Below are 14,381 nucleotides of genomic sequence, written 5' to 3'. Positions count from 1 at the left end.
TCCTTCCCAATCCAAATCCGGTCCTAAAGAATGTTTTCGACCGACGTATTAATTGCGTTCCACTCCGCGAGCAGCATGCCCAGCATGCGTTCGCCCTCTGCGGAGAGCCGGTAAAACCGCTTGTTGCGCTTGTCCTCTTCGCGCCACTCGCTGACCAGGAGCCCCTGGCTCTCAAGCCGGCGCAGCAGCGGGTAAAGAGTGCTTTCATCGATGGCCAGGCCGCGCTCGGCCAAGGTTTTCCGCAGTGTGTACCCGTAATGCTCCTTGCGAAGCTGCGCCAGGACCGCGAGAGTGAGGCAGCCGCGGCGAAGTTCCAGGCGAAGATTCTCGAACAGGCTTTCCGGAACGGGCGTCATGCTGTACCTCGTACACTGTGTAATACATACTGTGCGGCAAACAGTGTGTGATGTCAAGTATCTTTCTGAACTTTCTCTTTGCCGGAAGTTGGAAGGGGCGGGAAACCGCAACGAAGAATCTGCTGGTCGTCCTGTAACTCGCGTGGTTAGAATGCGCGCCATGCACTCAGTCCGAGTTGGCATGGCCGCCCTCGCCGCCCTGCTTCTTCCACTTCTGGTCCCCGGGCAGGCGAAGTCGGCCCAGACCAAGGCTCCCTCGCTTGTCAGCAACAGCCAGATCACCATCCGCGGCGACGGGCCGCAGGCGCAGACCATCAGCCTGACCGCCGTACGCGGTGACTGGTTCGTCAGCGGAGACGACGCGCACGCCAACCTCGACTTCGAAACCGGCTCGGGTCCGCACTATATCGTGCAGCTGCAGTGGGACGGCGCGGGGAAGACCCACACCATCACGCACGATACCAACGACACCGTGGTCGGCACGGGCCACTCGACGTTCTACCTGATGCTGCCGGGCGAAAACGGCAATAGCCGGGCGGCGGCTCCGCATGACTCTGACGTGGTGGCCATCACCATCACTCACATGGACGACAGCTCGCTTGAGGCGCATCTCTCCGGCACGGCCACGGCCGAGGGCAAGGTGAGTTTCGATGGCGCGCTGAGCGTGCGGCGCACGGGCGCACATGCCGTGGCCAGCACCGGCGCGTGGCACGATTGCGACCCGCAGATTCACGACAAGATGGTGGGCGCAGAAGCCCGCTCTCCCTCCGAATGCGAAGTGAAGTTCGACCAGCACGTGCGTCAAGAGCTGCAGCACGCTTTCGCTCCTCTGATGGCCAGACTCGAGCAGGGCGATTGGGTTGTTTCCAAGCAGCCCCAGATGGGCCCGGTCCAGGCCATGGCTCGTCACTCGGAGAAGTCGCCGTATCATCTCGACTCCGCGTCGCACGGGGCGTTCCACATTGAACTAGGCCTCAAGCAGGAATCGGCTGAGTATCAGCAGCGCGCCGCGGCCTACCAGCAGGCGATGGAGAAAATGAACCAGCAGGTCTCCGAAGCGATGAAGAACGGCGGTCCGGCCACTGGCCAAAAGACGATGGACGAGCTGGCGCGCTCAGTCGCCGCGCAGATGGACAACATGAGCGTGAAGATCAGCGTGGGGATCAACGCGGGTTCCATTGGCGTGGTGAACTTCGCGGGAACCCACAACACCGCGTCGCTGCCGGGCGGCGGCACGGTCGTATATATTCCTGCAGCCCAGCCCTCGACCGGCGGCGGTCCGGATTCCGGTGAAGCGGTGACTTGGGTGCTCGTCGGCCCGTGGAAACAGGTGACCGCGAAGAGCCTGGGCAGCGATGGCGAGCACATCGACGCGAACGGTGGCCTGCTCCCTGGCAAGCCCACGTTAGCCGTGCAGAACGTGTGGGTGCGGATTCGCGCGGGGAAGGACATGACCGAACAGGTGATTCAGAAGGTGGACTGGGACAAGGTCCGCGCGCTGATCCAGGAGAATTGACCCAGCCCGACTTCTCAGCTCGAAGCCTCTTATCAGCGGTCCCCCACCCCCCGGTCAGCGCTTCGCCGTGTCGCGCAGAAAATCCTCCACGTCCGACACCTTGTCGGTGAGCAGGTTGATCTTGTGCGCTAGGCTCTGAATCTCCGCTTCGGCGCGCCGGTTCACATCGAAATCAAGTTCGCTGCGGAGGCGGTCCTTCATGTCCTGCCGGTTCTGGCTCATCATGATGACTGGCGCCTGGATCGCCGCGAGCATCGATAGGAACAGGTTGAGCAGGATGAATGGATACGGGTCCCAGGCCTTGGTGTTCAGCACCACGTTGATCCCCGTATAGCCCACCAGCAGAACCGCGAATGTGATGATGAAGTTCCACGAGCCGCCGAAGCGGGCCACGTGATCTGCGATGCGCTCACCCACCGTTGCGGTGTCTTCAATCATCTGGTTCGGGTTTCGGTTGGCGCGCAGCTTTACGAGCCTCTGCGAGGCGTGGATCTGGCGTCCAAGAATGGTCAGCATATCGAGGCCGGCCATCGGCTTGCGGGTCACGAGAACCTCGATGTCTTCGCGATCCAGTTCGATGCACATGCACTCCTCGAGGGCCATGGCGTTGGCCTGGTGCGGAGTCTGATCGACCATGGAGGCGAACCCGAAAATGCCTCCATGTCCAGGCTCGTCGATGACGACTTCCTGGTTGTCCTCGTCGATCATCGTGACACTTACGCTGCCTGAGAGCACCAGGTAGGCCGCTGACGGCGGGTCGCCGATCTTGAAGATGCGCTGCCGGGCGGCGAATGTGCGCTTATCCACCTGCGCCGCGAGCACAGCCAATTCATCGTCGTCGAGCAGTTCGAACAGCGCTACGTGCCTGAGTTCTTCGGGATCGCAGGGCATGGACTCTCCTTAAGGGGAAGTGAGTGTTGAAGCAAGATTACGGTCAGTCAGCAGAGTAGCAAAGTCATGTTACAGATGCGGGCGCGGCGGTATTATGGGTCTGCAGCCAGGGAGGGAAGCATGAGTGAATCCAATCGCGAATCGATGAACAGCCGCCGGCAATTCCTGAAAGCCGGCACCGCCGTTGCCGCAGCCCTGGTCGCACCCGCCGCAGCGCTGGCCGATGCCACAAAGGCCATGCCCGCGATGCCGGAGAACCCCCGCACGCAGAAGGCCATGCCAACGCGCAACCTGGGCAAGACGGGATACAAGGTGGGCATCTTCTCGCTCGGCGGACAGGCCGCTCTCGAAAAGCCCAACAACTTCGACACCGCCGTGCCCATCATCGAGCGCGCCCTCGACCTCGGCGTCAACTACATCGATACGTCGTCCATCTACGGCGGCCCCTCCCGCTGGAGCGAGCAATATGTCGGCAAGGTCATGGCGAAGCGCCGCAACGAGGCCTTCCTCGCCACCAAGACCAAGGAGCGCACCCGCGACGGATCCATGCAGATGATCCACAAGTCGCTCGAGCTCCTCCAGACCGACCACATCGACCTCTGGCAGCTCCACGACGTGGGCACGCAGTACGACGTCGACCAGATCTTCGCCAAGGGCGGCGCCATGGAGGCGCTCGTCGAAATGCAGCAGCAGGGCGTGGTCCGCTATCTCGGCCTCACCGGACACTACCGGCCCGACGCGCTCATGGAGACCATGCGCCGCCACGACTTCGACTGCATCCTCATGGCGATGAACGCCGCCGACCCGCACCACTACAGCTTCAACGAGCAGTTGCTGCCCATGGCCGTCGAGAAGCAGATGGGCATCATCGGGATGAAGATCCCGGGCCGCGGCCGCATCCTCTCCTCGTGGAACCCGCCGTCCATCGAAGCGCAGAAGAAGAGCTGGGAAGGCATGACCATCCAGACCTCCAGCCCCGGCACCCTCAGCATGCGCGAAGCGATGTACTACACGCTCTCCCGCCCCGTGAGCACGGTAATCATCGGCTGCGACTCGATCGCCCAGCTAGAAGAGAACGTGCAGTTAGCCCGCGACTTCACCCCGCTCACCGACAAGCACGCCGGCGAGTTAGTAGCCAAAGCCGAACCCTGCGCGAAACCGTCGCTGTTCTTCCGGTTCTACGACAGGCCGTAAGGCACCTGCGGAGGGTCACAGCACCAGGTCTTTGTTAATAAGAATCGAGGCTTCAAACTTCTGACGCGGAGTGCACTGCGGACCTCAGTTCCTGAAGGCACTGCCGAGAGCCCTACAGTGTGAGACGGAATTCATACTCTCACTAGCGCGCAAATGTCGCCGATCGACTCCAAAAGAGCTTCGATATTCTCTGCAGTAGAGAAGGTGAAGCACAAGACGAGACGATTGCGTCAATTTGCGCTGTCGATTCGAGAGCTCTGTCGAGGATCGGAGTAGGCATCACTGGTTCGCCCTTCTGCAGCAACTGCAACCGCTGGAGCTCGCGCCTGATCTTGATCTCGTACCGAGATCTTGCTTGAAAGCTAAGCTCATCCCAATGTCGCTCCAACGAGCGGACGTATGCGTCGATTCGCCGTTCCTTTCGCTCAACGGCTTCGTGGCTTATGTTCGCGAGGTCGAACCAGTGTGGCCTCGGCCCCAAGGGAACACCATAGTGGCTGATGTGATTCGCGAGTTCGCTGCCAAGCCACAAGTCCGAGTAGACATCGTATTCAGGCAGAATTAGGACCTCAATTGTTGGCGTCTTGAAGTGTGTTTTGGGTTCGCCAACACAGAAGACGTCCATGTCCGAGTGTCGAGTCTGGACGCCAGATGCATACGAACCAAAGATGACTATCTGGCTGGATGATCTCAAACGCCGCTTGATCTCTGGCGGGAGATTTTTGACGCGTTGCCGCAGCGGAGTCTCTAAGGCTTGGGGCGTTTCCATTTCTCCCTCCTCTCCTTTAGAAGCGCAATCAAGTCCCCGAAATATGTGTCTGCCAGATCTAGGTTCTCCCCGAATAGCTCTCCGAAATACCCGTTGATCGCGTCTTCGAGATTGACTGCAAGACTTACGAGGTCATCTTCGGGAGAGAAGAGCGCTTCCAGCAGGTCGGAAAAGGATGAGGGCTCAACTCGCAAGTCTAGTTTCTCACTAATGGACGAAACGAGTGCGCTCAGAGCGACCTCAATCTCCTCCGAGTCAATCTTGCCAGCGGCCTTGATGGGCCCGCCTTCGCCCTCATCATCTTCCTCTTCGTCTTCCATGTAGACGGTGGGAAGCAAATCCCTGATGCCTTCCAACTCCTCGATGAGGGTATCGACGAGTCGGATCGTCGGCCGTTTCCTGATTTTGCTCACCTCGAACCTCGACTCGCGTGCCGCGCTTTAGGATGACTTTGAACATCACTTGCGGGGTTGGAGATACCACCAGTGGCGGGCTGTCCTGATTGGGAGCTAGTCTGCGCGGGGACCTGAATGGTGTCATGGATAACGATCGGGGGAGCTGTTGAAGCCGGCGTTCCGCCAAACCAAATTGGAAGCCACGCAGCAAGACACAGTGTCACATAAAAGAGCAAATCGGACTTGACGGCCAGCCTGAACTGCTCGTTTACAGCGAAACGTGAACTCTCAAGATGACGATTTTCGAATTCGTGAGAAATCAATTCCCTGCGCTTCTTGCCCCCAAAAAGTGCCCTAGCGATGTTCGGACTCGAGAATGTGACGCGCTTTCCGGCGGCCCTTTGCCGCTTTTCGATCTGTATTTCGATGCTCCTCGCACGAGCGTTGAATTTCCAGCCCCGGCTGACTTGCTCACGTTCAAACCAAAAGAACCACGCCAACAAGGCGTCCAGGCCAAACGCACTGACGATTGGAGAAAAGCCTTTGCCTGTAGTAATTGCGATAAGAGCTGCGACGGTCGCCGTTACCGACCATCCTTTGATAGTGACCCTAAACCCGCCGATCTTGTCGATCTTGTCTTGAAGTATCTTGTACTCATCGAGGAGAGAGCTTGACTCGTCTGGGAGGGGGGCGTCCTTGGTCACACCTTCGCTCAAGCAGACCTCCCGATCGAAGCGTTTCGCTGTGTGAATTAGCAACAACAATATAGCTCTTGGGCCGCTCGCTCGCAACGAATCCAATTCCTCGGGATTCCGCCGCGTTCGGCCATACACCTTCCCATCGAAGCTTTCTATATCCAATCGGATATAATCATCTCGCATGAAGCTATGAAGAAGAAGGCGCAAATCGCGACATTCTCCAGCGTCTGGGACGCGCTTGCCGATACGCCGGAGGAAGCAGCAAATCTGCGCCTGCGCTCGGCGTTGATGCGCCAGATCGCAGCCATCGTGGAGAAGGCCGGCTGGACCCAGGCCGAAGCCGCCGAGCGCTGCGCCGTAACGCAGCCCCGCATGAACGATCTCCTGCGTGGCCGAATCGCCCGCTTCTCCCTCGATGCTCTGGTCAATATGGCTTCCGCCCTCGGCCGCAAGGTAACGGTCAAGGTAGAAGACGCAGCCTGATCCTTGGGCACGACCCCCCACCCCCGGGTGCCGGGTGCCCGGTCCCTCGCTTCTGGGGACCGGGGAGAGATGCTTGCACCTGGTAGGTTCCGAGCTAATCAGCAAATCGGAAGCTAAGACCGGCGGAAGCCCGGACCCCGAACCACCCCCCCCGCCCGTCCCCCACCGACATCACACCCAACCGTGACCGCCGGCACATCGTTCTCCACTCCGCTGCGCCATGCTGAAGGTAAGCCCGGCATCGGGCAAGGGAAGTTGTGTCTTCAAGGGCAGGGTCAAACGTTCTGCGCCAGCAATGCCATCAGGCACGGGACCGGGGGCGAGTACCCCCACCCCCCCGGGTAGCCGACGATGCAAGCACCACGCCCCCCGTCGGGACTGGAGTGGGTACCCCCTCCCCCCCCCCCCGGGGGCGACCGAATCGGGCCCCGAATCCATCCGGAAGGGGTACCCCCTCCCCCCTGGCGCGGTGTGAGGGCAAGAAGTTTCCGGGTACCGGTTAAGGCATGTCCGCGGGGGCCAGACAGCCAGGACGTGCCACCCCCCTCCGCCGGTGCAGCCAACGACGGCGCGAGAAGCGGGGGCAGATACCCCACCCCCTCCCCCCACCGTTCTATTTAGATTCAACAAGATACCGGAATTACGGAGCCGGCAACTCCAATTCTGCCCTCGCCTCGGCTCAGCCGAAATGCCTGGCCCACCCTGCCACCCAACTGGCGCTCAAGGCTCTCCACGGTCCCCAGAAGTAGAGCACCGTCGCCGTGAACTCGGCTGCCAGCAGCGCTGAGGCGCCGATCACGAACTGGCGCATCAGCCGCCCGCGATACCAGTCCCAGGCGGTCATCAGTGCGATCAGCAGCACATTCCCATAGAACGTGTAGACGAACCACACCGGGATCGAGGCGGGCTCCTGCGGCCAGATCCAGCCAGAGAAGCGGGCGAAGCCCGGATCGGCAAGCGACACGCTCGACAGGATCATCAGCCGCCGGTGGGCTGCCGGATTCTTTCTGAGCGCAATGCCGCAGGCGAGCAGGATCAGAAAGCAGAGGACATTGTTGAAGGCGACGCACAGAAACGGCGGATCGTAGACTGGACCGCCGCGCATGTTGGCTGCCTGGGAGACCATGATGGCTACCGGCCCCATGACTCCCATCAGGCAGGCCCACCCTGCAAGCAGCCAGCCCAGCCTTCGATGCAGAGCCACGCGATCGCGGACCACCAGCAGAACCTGCACCGTGAGGAGCAGCATCCAGACGGAGTAAATGGCTCCATGAATGTGCACGATCATGGGCGCCGCGGGGTTCTCGCGCAGATAGCGTGGAAAGTCGACTCCGAAGCCGGCGATCATGCCTACCCACAGAACGCCCAGATACACGGCTGAGGCCGTGCGGTCGTCGCGCGCGCTCCACGTGCCACGCGTGTGCAGAGTAGTTCCAGGTTGAGAGAGGGCGGACGCAGTAGCCAAAGGGGACCTCCAGAGTTGCCATAAAGGAGATTTCCCGGCGCGTCAGCGGGGATAGCAGTTGCGGGGATGTATGAGGGTCGCTTGCGGGGTTGCGAATGTCAAGCGGAAGTTAATTTCACAGTCAGGTGAGGCGCCTCGCGGTTCGGGTCCCCTTCCGGGGCCCGAACCTTGAGCTCCCAGTGACTACACGGCCCCGGCGGTGAGTTCCGATTCCTGCTCCTGCACACGGGCGGCGCGGCGGCGGCGGCCACTCACGAGATAGATGGCGGCCCGCAACTCGAGGAGTGGATCGGCTGAGTTTGCAATGCCCTCAACCCGCGGAATGGGATCGAAAATAATGTGCTTCTGCTGCACTACAGAATCGGGCACAACTTCGGTCAGCTCGATTGTGCCGAAGTCGACCAGTTCGCGATCCTCGGGCCAGTGCACGGTGACGTCGTCCGTGATATCACCAGGCTTGGCCAGCTGCACACGAATGTGGAAGCGGATGGGCTGGATCGTGACGCGTTCCGCAAGCTCGTCATAGTGGTAGTTAGCGGCAAGCCCAATCACTTCCGAGTCGCTGAGGTAGTCATTGCCTTCTTCCGGCACGATTCGATAGCGGCCGAAGCGCGTCTCACCCCCATCATTGGTAAAGGAGTACGCACTAGGGGCGAAGTAGGTGTCGCTTGCCAGGCTGGAGGGAAACGGCTTGGGCGCCTGCACGAAGGCGAGCGCGGCCGGGTGAGACCCCAGGAACTGCTCGATCGGCTTGGGCGACGGTACTTCGGAACCGCTGGCGGCGATTGCCCGCAAAAGTCCGAGGAATTCCTCTCCATTGCGCGCCGGGAAGCCGTTGGTGGAGTGGCTCACGATATCGGTGTGCACGTGCTCGGCGAGATTGAAGCGAATGGCGAGGCCGCGCGGGTTCGACTCCGGGGCGCTGTCGGGGATTTCGGGAAGGCCGGTGGAGTTCGAAAATCGCGCCGTGACGGCTGTCGAGGCGCTCAGGATGTGCGGCGCCATCGTCAGAGAGCGGGCCTGGGTCGCGGGCGTGAAGGTGCCGATGAGCATGAGTCCCTTGGCGTGAGCGGGGCGGTAGCCGGGATGCACACCGAACAGTTGATCGAATTGCAGGAGAATATCGTTGGCCAGAGCGACGAGACGCTCATCATTGGGGAGAGGCATGGAGGAGCTCCTTTCGGGCAAGCAAGTGCTGTCACTGATCTGCGAAGACAATGCGGTAGGAGGGTGGAAGGGCCCGGTCGAGCGAGGGAGAAAGCGTCAGGGGGAATCCGACTGTTCCATCATCTTACGCGTTCCGGCGCCCGAGCTGATTGCAGAGGCGGCCCGGACGCTAAACCGCTCCGACCGTCGCTTCCTTCTGACTCTTCGCGAACATCTGCTTGATACCGCGCAGCGCCTGGCGAGTGCGCTCTTCGTTCTCGATGAGGCTGAAGCGAACGTGGGTGTCGCCGTAGTCGCCGAAGCCGATGCCTGGGCTTACTGCTACCTTCGCCTCGGTGAGCAGCAGCTTCGAGAACTCCAGTGAGCCGAGGTGGCGGTACTTCTCGGGGATCTGCGCCCACACAAACATGGTCGCCTTGGGCATGGGGACCTGCCATCCCAACTTATTCAGACCTTCGACGAGCACGTCGCGGCGCTTCTGATAAGTGCCGCAGATCTCGCGAACGCAGTCCTGCGGGCCCTCAAGCGCAAGGATGCTAGCCACCTGGATGGGCGTGAAGGTGCCGTAGTCGAAGTAGCTCTTGAGGCGGCCGAGCGCGTTGACCAGCACCGGGTTGCCGACCATGAATCCCACGCGCCATCCCGGCATGTTGTAGCTCTTAGAAAGCGTAAAGAACTCAACCGCGACATCCTTGGCGCCCGGCACCTGGAGCACGCTGGGTGGCTTGTAGCCGTCGAAGGCGATGTCGGCGTAGGCGAGATCGTGGATGAGATGGAAGCCGTACTGGCGGGCGAGCTCAACCAGGCGGGCGAGGAAGGGCAGCTCCACGCATTGCGTCGTCGGGTTCGAGGGGAAGTTGACGATCAGCGCCTTGGGGCGCGGCGTCATGCGCGGGATCAGGTCTTCAAGCTCGGAAAGGAACGCCTCGTGGTTCACGATGGGCACGCTGACCACGTGAGCTCCGGCGATAACCGGCCCATAGATATGGATGGGATACGACGGATTGGGTACGAGGACGGTGTCGCGCGAGTCGAGGATGGCGAGGCAGAGGTGGGCAATGCCTTCCTTGGAGCCGATGGTGACAATGGCTTCGCGGTCCGCATCAAGCTCAACGCCGTAGCGCGATGCATACCAGTTGCATATGGCGCGGCGCAGACGCGGCAGTCCCTTGGAGACGGAGTAGCGGTGCGTCACCGGCTTCTGCGCGGCCTCAATCATCTTGTCCACGATGTGCTTGGGCGTGGCCCCATCGGGATTGCCCATGCCGAAGTCGATGATGTCTTCACCGCGGCGGCGGGCGGAGATCTTCATCTCGCCGGTGATGTTGAAGACGTAAGGGGGCAGGCGCTGAATACGGCTGAACTCTTCCATGGCTGACTCCGGTTCTTTCCAGTGTAAGTGAGTTGCGGTTGGGTCGGCGCGGGCGTTCGAGGCAGCAGGCGCGGAAGTTCCTGCTGTGTAACGCTTGGGCTGAATTGGGAGATGAGGTGTTGCGGAGTCTTGGGCGGCTTACGCCGCAGCACGCGCCGCGCGGGCGGTGAGGAGATGCGCGGAGATGGTGTACGGGTGCATGAAGGGATTATAGCAACGGCATCACCGGCCGTTGCGGTGGTCGACGGGGCGCACCTGTCTCAGTCCACTGAAGACGCCGATAACGCCGACGGTCAGAATGAGTGGACCGGAAAAGAGGAAGTAGGAGTCGGGGGTCTGCAGAGCGGAATTCAGTTGCAGGAAACCAAAGAACATCAGGGATGCGTAGACCGCCGTGTAGCCGATGGCTCTGAAAAGAGACAACCGATCATCATGGCTATTCAGGGGGGTCATGAGCGGAAGTATAGCGCGGAATTGACGATTGCTGAACCCTTGATCACCTGACCACTTGTTCAGATCAATGCGCATGCCCATGATGGTGATGATGGGCGGGCTCGCTGGACATCTCTTCGATGGGCACTACGCAGCCGTGCAGTTCCGGACAGTTTTCGTGCTCGAACTGGATGGTGGTGTGGCAGATGTTGTGGTGGTCGCGGAGCACGTGATTGAGCTTCTCAAGGATCCCGGCGCTCTCCGACGGCGGAATGTCAGCGATGGTGACGTGGCAGGCCATAGCGCGTGACTGCGAGCCCAGCGACCAGATGTGCAGGTCGTGGACATTCAGCACGCCGGAGATGGCGGCCATGTCGCCGCGGATCTGGTTGAGGTCAACACCGCGCGGGGTGCCTTCGAGGAGGATGTTCAGTGTTTCGCGGACGATGCCCCAGGAGGACCACAGAATCAGCGCGGCGATCACCAGCGAGAGAACCGGATCGATCCAGTTCTGGCCGGTGAAGAGGATGGCTGCGCCTCCAATGATGACTGCGGCGGTCGAGAGCGTGTCGCCCGCCATGTGCAGGAAGGCCGAGCGCATGTTGACGTCGCGCGCCACGCCCCACAGCAGCGCGGCGATGACGCCGTTCATCAGCACTCCGGCGGCGGCCACGTACATCATGGTACGGGGATGCACAGCCACAGGTGCATAGAGCCGGTGAACGGCCTCGAGCCCGATCCAGACGGAGATGACCATCAGGCTGCCCGCGTTGATGAAGGCGGCCAGAACCCCCGCGCGCTGATAGCCGAAGGTGCGAACGGGATCGGCGGGGCGCGTCTGGAAATGGACGGCTGCAAAGCTGAGCAGCAGCGCGAGAAAGTCGCTGACGTTGTGCCCGGCCTCAGAAAGCAGCGCCAGGGAGTGGGCGCGCAGCCCCGCGATAAACGTTACCGCAACATAGAGGGCGGTTGCGACCAGCGAGACCTGGAGTACGGCTTGTGTCCTTTTGGCGCCGGGGCCGGATGCAGAGGAAGCGGGCGCGGCATGGACATGCATGCATCCAGTGTACCGGGGGCGGAGTTTGCCTGCCAGCATTGCTTTTGCAAGCCTCTGCTGGTCAGAGGCTTAACTGAATTCCGTCCGAAAGGTGACCGGCCTATTCGCTCGTCTCGGTGTGAAGTCGCGCGGAGTTGCCCCGCTGTCGGTCGTCCCAAACGGTCATCAGTGGCACGGTCTTGCGCAGGCCTGACCACCCCTCGGCGACCACGATGCTGTTCTCCGGGTTGCCAGGCTGGTAGCGCACCGAGCAGGGGAATCCGGAGCGCACATGAGCCACCGTGACGACGTCGCCCATGAGCGTGATGTCCTGTGATGCCTCATAGTCGACGCCGCCGATGCGGTACTCGTACATGAGCATTGTGAGGGGATTGCCGTCTTCTCCGGGCACTTCGGCCACGTCGAGCAGGGTGCCGTCGACGATGCGGCCGCTCTGGGTGAGGAACTGGCGTCGTCCTAGCTCGATTTCGGCGGGGGTGGGACGCTTGCGGCGGAGCAGCCAGGTACCCACGGCGGCAGCCCCGGTGAGCAGGACCACTCCCCCGGCGATCTCCCAGATTTTGACGGCGTTAAGGTTCATTGCTACGCGGCACTCCGCGCGGCGGAGGACCCGACTCAAGCATAGCTCAGGTTCCACTCGATCCGCGGTACGGAGGGCGCGGCGCGCTCCCGGAATGAAAACACCGCACCGGTCGACACGAAAGCGGAAATCGCCTTTCTGGCTGGCGAGGGCGACAAGGGCAGGTTGCGATCACCGGCGGGCTAGGTTCGTGGATGCCAGCCTCTGGACTGTCTCCAGCGCCTGATCCGCAGCAACGCGGATATCCGGATCGACGCCATGCACCGCCCAGTCCGGCGACGAGTAGGGGTTCGGGACCTTGCTCTCACGCAAGCCGATGCCGAAATGATCGTCGATGTGATGGAATATGCCCACGTCGGTGGCGCCGGCGGTGGTCTCACCAACTAGCGTGGCGCGATGCAACATCTTCAGGTTGTACGCGAATTCCTCTGCGGCGGAGTACGTCTGGTGCGACGTGAGCACCCACACAGGCTTACCGGCCAGGCCGCTCTCGGCCATGGGCGAGTGGGTCCACATGCCGGCAGCCGAGTTCTCCCGCGGATTCCAGACAAACGTGGGCCGGTCAAAGAGCCAGCCGGCCAGGAATTTCACCATCTCCGGCGAGCCGCCCGAGTTCTCGCGCAGATCGATGATCAGGCCGTCCGCACGGCTTAGCGTCTTCATGGCGGATGTCAGCGACTCGCCGCACACGCGGGGATCAGGGAACCAGTCGAGCTTCAGGTAGCCAATCTTGTGCGGCAGGATGGACGGCGCCATCATGCAGTTGGCCGCGCGCATCGACGCGCTGTAGGCCGCGTCGTTGACTGTGGGTGTCGCACCGGCAGGCGCCGCTTCGCGCAGGTACGCTACCTCGAAGTGCATATCCCTGCTGTCAGCGCGCAACTGGCGAGTTACTGCCGCTGCGAATGCATCAGGATCGTTGGTGCGGGCAAGGGTGCTTTCCGCACCGAGCAGAGACTTGCCCAGGCGCTGCGCCGCAGCCGCATCGGGATAGCGCTGCTTGAGAACAGCCGCCACGCCTACTAGAACGCGATGCTTTTCCGCAGCGTCGAAAAACGGCACTTTTGCCGGATCTGCAACGTGCACCACCTTGCTTATCGGCCGCACCGTGCTGGGGTTCGTGACGTGCGTAGTGCCTTCCCCGTTGCCGAGAACCAAGGTCGAACCGCCGTCCCCATCGCCCCCGGCTCCCGTGGCCCAGGGATCGATGGTGATACCGCTGCTGTCAGCATCGGCGCGAATGGGGAAGTGGCCGGCATGTTTGGCCATGAAGCCGATTCCAGCGAGGATGGCCAGCGAAAGCAGAGTGCCGTAGAGGTAGGCGCTGGAGCGGATGGGCTTCTCGTCGAGCATGGTGAAGGACGGGCCTGCCGGGCGCGCGGCGACGGGGGCCCGATCCAGAGCCTCGTGCTCACGCATGTAGGCCAGTGGCAGCGAGACGGCAAAATCGCAAAGGATGTCGAACCACATCCGCAGCCGTGGTCCGACTCCGCGCTCGTAACCCGCGCGATCGCGAAAGAGTTCGAGCGCCTCCTCTTGCCACCGCGCGCGGAACCGCGCTGGAAACAGCCGGAACAGAAGGGAATAGATCTTCTCAGACATAATCCCCCTTGAAGATCTTGCGTGCGCGGGCCACCCGCAGCAGATCGGCCAGGCGGTCGGCCTCAGACCGGGCCAGTTTACGCCCGCCGGCGGTCAGGCGATAGTGCCGGCGGCGACGGGCGTCGGACGGATCTTCCGGACCATCAGTCTCTTCGATTAGCCCCTCTTCGAGCAGCGTCTGGATGGAACTGTAGAGCGTGCCCGGCCCCAGGCGCATGCGTCCGCCGGTCTGCTCCGCCACCTGGCGCATGATGCCGTAGCCGTGCAGGTCGTCGGCAGCCAGCGAGAGCAGGATCTGAAAGGCGGCGGAAGGGAGCGGGTCGAGCTTGCGTTTGGGGATGATTTGTACTCGATCTTCGATATATCGATGAACGACAGTACCTCCGATTGCCTGGCGCGTCAAG

General features: G+C 61.7%; 16 protein-coding genes. 3 read left to right on the top strand and 13 right to left on the bottom strand.

Going from position 1 to position 14,381, the window contains the following annotated elements:
• Positions 1–23 precede the first annotated feature (23 nt).
• Entirely contained in the window at positions 24–356 is a 333-nt protein-coding gene (locus MOP44_RS02170; protein WP_260794255.1) for a PadR family transcriptional regulator, read from the bottom strand.
• A gap of 160 nt (positions 357–516) precedes the next feature.
• Here MOP44_RS02170 and MOP44_RS02165 point away from each other — a divergent pair, with 160 nt between their 5' ends.
• Complete coding sequence (locus MOP44_RS02165; protein ID WP_260794254.1) at positions 517–1,872, top strand: hypothetical protein; 1,356 nt, start codon at positions 517–519, stop codon at positions 1,870–1,872.
• 54 nt (positions 1,873–1,926) lie between these two features.
• On the opposite strand, the gene MOP44_RS02160 is transcribed toward MOP44_RS02165, so the two are convergent.
• A complete protein-coding gene (locus MOP44_RS02160; RefSeq protein WP_260794253.1) occupies positions 1,927–2,763 on the bottom strand; it encodes a DUF1003 domain-containing protein in 837 nt (278 codons plus the stop codon).
• 120 nt (positions 2,764–2,883) lie between these two features.
• Between MOP44_RS02160 and MOP44_RS02155 the strand changes: the two genes are divergently transcribed.
• The gene (locus MOP44_RS02155; RefSeq protein WP_260794252.1) at positions 2,884–3,957 is read left to right on the top strand and encodes an aldo/keto reductase; all 1,074 of its coding nucleotides are present in this window, start codon (positions 2,884–2,886) and stop codon (positions 3,955–3,957) included.
• Between the two features lie 142 nt (positions 3,958–4,099).
• On the opposite strand, the gene MOP44_RS27960 is transcribed toward MOP44_RS02155, so the two are convergent.
• Genes MOP44_RS27960 through MOP44_RS02145 form a run of 3 tightly spaced genes read right to left on the bottom strand, consistent with a single transcriptional unit; the run spans position 4,100 to position 5,837 of the window.
• Positions 4,100–4,726, bottom strand: a complete 627-nt coding sequence (locus MOP44_RS27960; protein WP_390905465.1) for a nucleotidyltransferase domain-containing protein — start codon at positions 4,724–4,726, stop codon at positions 4,100–4,102.
• Positions 4,705–5,139 (bottom strand): hypothetical protein, encoded by a 435-nt coding sequence (locus MOP44_RS02150; protein ID WP_260794251.1) that lies wholly within the window; start codon positions 5,137–5,139, stop codon positions 4,705–4,707. Before MOP44_RS02150 ends, MOP44_RS27960 begins: the two co-directional genes overlap by 22 nt.
• The gene (locus tag MOP44_RS02145; protein ID WP_260794250.1) at positions 5,136–5,837 is read right to left on the bottom strand and encodes a hypothetical protein; all 702 of its coding nucleotides are present in this window, start codon (positions 5,835–5,837) and stop codon (positions 5,136–5,138) included. The genes MOP44_RS02150 and MOP44_RS02145 overlap by 4 nt, the downstream gene beginning before the upstream one ends.
• 171 nt (positions 5,838–6,008) lie before the next feature.
• Here MOP44_RS02145 and MOP44_RS02140 point away from each other — a divergent pair, with 171 nt between their 5' ends.
• Positions 6,009–6,302, top strand: a complete 294-nt coding sequence (locus MOP44_RS02140; RefSeq protein ID WP_260794249.1) for a helix-turn-helix domain-containing protein — start codon at positions 6,009–6,011, stop codon at positions 6,300–6,302.
• Positions 6,303–6,981: 679 nt separating this feature from the next.
• On the opposite strand, the gene MOP44_RS02135 is transcribed toward MOP44_RS02140, so the two are convergent.
• The 8 genes from MOP44_RS02135 to MOP44_RS02100 all read right to left on the bottom strand — a co-directional run bounded on the left by MOP44_RS02135 (position 6,982) and on the right by MOP44_RS02100 (position 14,380).
• Positions 6,982–7,767, bottom strand: coding sequence for a hypothetical protein (locus MOP44_RS02135; RefSeq protein ID WP_260794248.1), 786 nt, complete (start codon positions 7,765–7,767; stop codon positions 6,982–6,984).
• A 183-nt stretch (positions 7,768–7,950) separates the two neighbouring features.
• Positions 7,951–8,934, bottom strand: coding sequence for a catalase family peroxidase (locus tag MOP44_RS02130; RefSeq protein ID WP_260794247.1), 984 nt, complete (start codon positions 8,932–8,934; stop codon positions 7,951–7,953).
• 169 nt (positions 8,935–9,103) lie between these two features.
• The gene (alaC, locus tag MOP44_RS02125) at positions 9,104–10,306 is read right to left on the bottom strand and encodes an alanine transaminase (protein WP_260794246.1); all 1,203 of its coding nucleotides are present in this window, start codon (positions 10,304–10,306) and stop codon (positions 9,104–9,106) included.
• Between the two features lie 222 nt (positions 10,307–10,528).
• A complete protein-coding gene (locus MOP44_RS02120) occupies positions 10,529–10,759 on the bottom strand; it encodes a hypothetical protein (RefSeq protein ID WP_260794245.1) in 231 nt (76 codons plus the stop codon).
• A 64-nt stretch (positions 10,760–10,823) separates the two neighbouring features.
• A complete protein-coding gene (locus MOP44_RS02115; protein ID WP_260794244.1) occupies positions 10,824–11,795 on the bottom strand; it encodes a cation diffusion facilitator family transporter in 972 nt (323 codons plus the stop codon).
• 100 nt (positions 11,796–11,895) lie between these two features.
• Positions 11,896–12,375, bottom strand: a complete 480-nt coding sequence (locus MOP44_RS02110; RefSeq protein WP_260794243.1) for a hypothetical protein — start codon at positions 12,373–12,375, stop codon at positions 11,896–11,898.
• Positions 12,376–12,546: 171 nt separating this feature from the next.
• On the bottom strand, positions 12,547–13,977 hold the full coding sequence (locus tag MOP44_RS02105) for a S41 family peptidase (RefSeq protein WP_260794242.1): 1,431 nt from the start codon (positions 13,975–13,977) through the stop codon (positions 12,547–12,549).
• A complete protein-coding gene (locus MOP44_RS02100; RefSeq protein ID WP_260794241.1) occupies positions 13,970–14,380 on the bottom strand; it encodes a PadR family transcriptional regulator in 411 nt (136 codons plus the stop codon). Before MOP44_RS02100 ends, MOP44_RS02105 begins: the two co-directional genes overlap by 8 nt.
• Between the last annotated feature and the right edge of the window lies 1 nt (position 14,381).

Source organism: Occallatibacter riparius (assembly GCF_025264625.1).
Lineage (GTDB): Bacteria > Acidobacteriota > Terriglobia > Terriglobales > Acidobacteriaceae > Telmatobacter > Telmatobacter riparius.
The sequence above is the reverse complement of the archived record's forward strand: the minus strand, read 5'-3'. Positions and strand labels throughout refer to the sequence as shown.

What these genes read in the sequence shown, in the direction of transcription:
- MOP44_RS02170 (WP_260794255.1), bottom strand. Translation starts at nt 356, where the DNA reads ATGACGCCCGTTCCGGAAAGCCTGTTCGAGAATCTTCGCCTGGAACTT.
- MOP44_RS02165 (WP_260794254.1), top strand. Translation starts at nt 517, where the DNA reads ATGCACTCAGTCCGAGTTGGCATGGCCGCCCTCGCCGCCCTGCTTCTT.
- MOP44_RS02160 (WP_260794253.1), bottom strand. Translation starts at nt 2,763, where the DNA reads ATGCCCTGCGATCCCGAAGAACTCAGGCACGTAGCGCTGTTCGAACTG.
- MOP44_RS02155 (WP_260794252.1), top strand. Translation starts at nt 2,884, where the DNA reads ATGAGTGAATCCAATCGCGAATCGATGAACAGCCGCCGGCAATTCCTG.
- MOP44_RS27960 (WP_390905465.1), bottom strand. Translation starts at nt 4,726, where the DNA reads ATGGAAACGCCCCAAGCCTTAGAGACTCCGCTGCGGCAACGCGTCAAA.
- MOP44_RS02140 (WP_260794249.1), top strand. Translation starts at nt 6,009, where the DNA reads ATGAAGAAGAAGGCGCAAATCGCGACATTCTCCAGCGTCTGGGACGCG.
- MOP44_RS02130 (WP_260794247.1), bottom strand. Translation starts at nt 8,934, where the DNA reads ATGCCTCTCCCCAATGATGAGCGTCTCGTCGCTCTGGCCAACGATATT.
- alaC (WP_260794246.1), bottom strand. Translation starts at nt 10,306, where the DNA reads ATGGAAGAGTTCAGCCGTATTCAGCGCCTGCCCCCTTACGTCTTCAAC.
- MOP44_RS02120 (WP_260794245.1), bottom strand. Translation starts at nt 10,759, where the DNA reads ATGACCCCCCTGAATAGCCATGATGATCGGTTGTCTCTTTTCAGAGCC.
- MOP44_RS02115 (WP_260794244.1), bottom strand. Translation starts at nt 11,795, where the DNA reads ATGCATGTCCATGCCGCGCCCGCTTCCTCTGCATCCGGCCCCGGCGCC.
- MOP44_RS02110 (WP_260794243.1), bottom strand. Translation starts at nt 12,375, where the DNA reads ATGAACCTTAACGCCGTCAAAATCTGGGAGATCGCCGGGGGAGTGGTC.
- MOP44_RS02105 (WP_260794242.1), bottom strand. Translation starts at nt 13,977, where the DNA reads ATGTCTGAGAAGATCTATTCCCTTCTGTTCCGGCTGTTTCCAGCGCGG.